This window comes from Streptomyces sp. (assembly GCF_036566765.1).
GTDB lineage: Bacteria > Actinomycetota > Actinomycetes > Streptomycetales > Streptomycetaceae > Streptomyces.
Genome location: NZ_DATCVQ010000340.1, coordinates 1 through 1,775 on the forward strand (window position 1 = coordinate 1; position 1,775 = coordinate 1,775).

The 1,775-nt window shown below is 72.7% G+C and carries 2 protein-coding genes; both read right to left on the bottom strand.

Annotated elements, in window-relative coordinates; genetic code table 11:
* Positions 1-705: tannase/feruloyl esterase family alpha/beta hydrolase (locus VIU94_RS20175; protein ID WP_331913234.1), on the bottom strand; the 705-nt coding region annotated here is incomplete at its 3' end.
* 113 nt (positions 706-818) lie between these two features.
* Positions 819-1,775 (bottom strand): LuxR C-terminal-related transcriptional regulator (locus tag VIU94_RS20180; RefSeq protein WP_331913235.1); only part of this gene is annotated, 957 nt, incomplete at its 5' end.

Here is a 1,775-nt window from a genome sequence, read left to right on the forward strand (position 1 = left end):
GTCGAAGTCGCCCGGGTGTCGCTGGGCCTCCATGTAGCCCTGGCGCCCGCCGGTCGAGCAGCCGTTCCAGTACGCGTGGTGCGCCGCGCGGCCGTAGAAGTCCTTCGTGATCGCCTTGCCGAGGACGGCCAGCTCGTGCGGTCCGCGCTCGGCGAAGTTCTTCAGCACCGTCTTGTTGACCTGGCCGTCGTCGGTGAGCGCCCAGTCGGCGGTGAAGCCGGTGGTCGGGGTCGCACCGGCGTCGGTCGTGCCGACGGCGTACCCGGCCTTGACCGCGCTCGGCAGGCTCGGGCCGAAGTCACCGCCGAGGTAGCCGCTGCCGCCGAGGGCCTGGAAGCGGCCGTTCCAGCCGGTCGCGGGGAGCCAGACCTGGATCAGCTCCCGGTCGCCGGCCGAGCCGTGGGTGAGCGTCACGTCCACCTGGCAGTAGGGCGGGACGCCGGTGACCGGCGGGGGCGGTTCGGACGCTCCGGGCTGGGGCGGGTAGGTCAACGTGCCGCCCTGCTTGGGTACGGCACTGACCGACACGATGCGGGCATCCTTGGGCGGCGTGAGCGCGGGTGCCACACACCTGTCGGCACTCTGGGGCGTTGCTCTGTCGGACACGGCCGGGGGCGTCTCGGCGGCAGTGGCGCCGGGATGCACCGCCGTCAGCGCAGCGGCCAGCGGCAGAGCGGCGGCGGCTACCAGCAGCAGTCTCTTCATCGTCTCTCTTCTCCTCATGGGCCCGCTCGGTCGGGCATACGAGGAGACTTCCGGCACAGGTGGTCGGCCGGCACCAGGGTGATGCCCTGGTGCACACCCTGGCCGGTGGCGGCTCACTGGTTGCGCAGGGCCGCAGCCAGCTCCCGCCTCGAGGAGATGTCGAGCTTGGTGAAGATCTTGCGCAGGTGCCACTCGACCGTCCGCGGGCTGAGGAACAGCACTGCGCCGATCTCCGGGTTCGTACGTCCTGCGGCAGCCAGCCGCGCGATCTGGGCCTCCTGAGCGGTGAGGTCGACCTCGGCTCCACGCGTACGTGTCCGGGCGACGCCGCCCGTCGCCGCGAGCTCCCGGGCCGCTCGCTCGGCGAAGGCCTCGGCGCCGATGCTCGCGAACAGCTCATGCGCCGCCTGGAGCTGCTGGCGACCTTCGGTGCGACGGTTCTCCCGGCGCAGCCACTCGCCCAGGAGAAGTTGAGCCCGAGCCGCGTACAGCGTCATGCCCGCCGAGGTGAGCTCGTCGATCGCCGTGCGGTAGTGCTTCTCGCCCTCGCCGGAGGTGTTGGTCAACGCGTCGGCGTAGGCCGCCGTGCCGCGTGCCCACGGCGAGTCGACGACCGAAGTACGTGCGACGAGCCGGTCGCGCCCCGTAGCCGCGACGTCGTCCGCCCCGCTGCGGGCTGCCGCCTCGACGACCTCGATCAGAGCCCACTGCATCACGGCCAGGTCCTCGAACTCGATGGCCTCCTGCGCGGCCGCGAGCGCGTCGCGGTAGCGACCGAGGCCGTTCGACAGCACCGCCCGGCTGTACGCCGCCACCCCCAGGTTCCAGCCGACCCCGGACGCTCGCGCGTCGCTGACGGCGGCATCGATGGCGGCCGTCGCCTCCTCCTCGCGCCCGCGGTAGGCGGCCAGGACCACCGCACTCGCGGGATGGGGCGACACGCCGACCATGGCGCCGAGAGCGTCGGCCTCGTCGAGGATCGTGGCGGCCTCCTCGAACCGGCCGGCGTGGATCAGGGCCGTGGCGCGGAAGGTCAACGCGGCCGCCAGCAACGACAGTCGGCCGCTGGC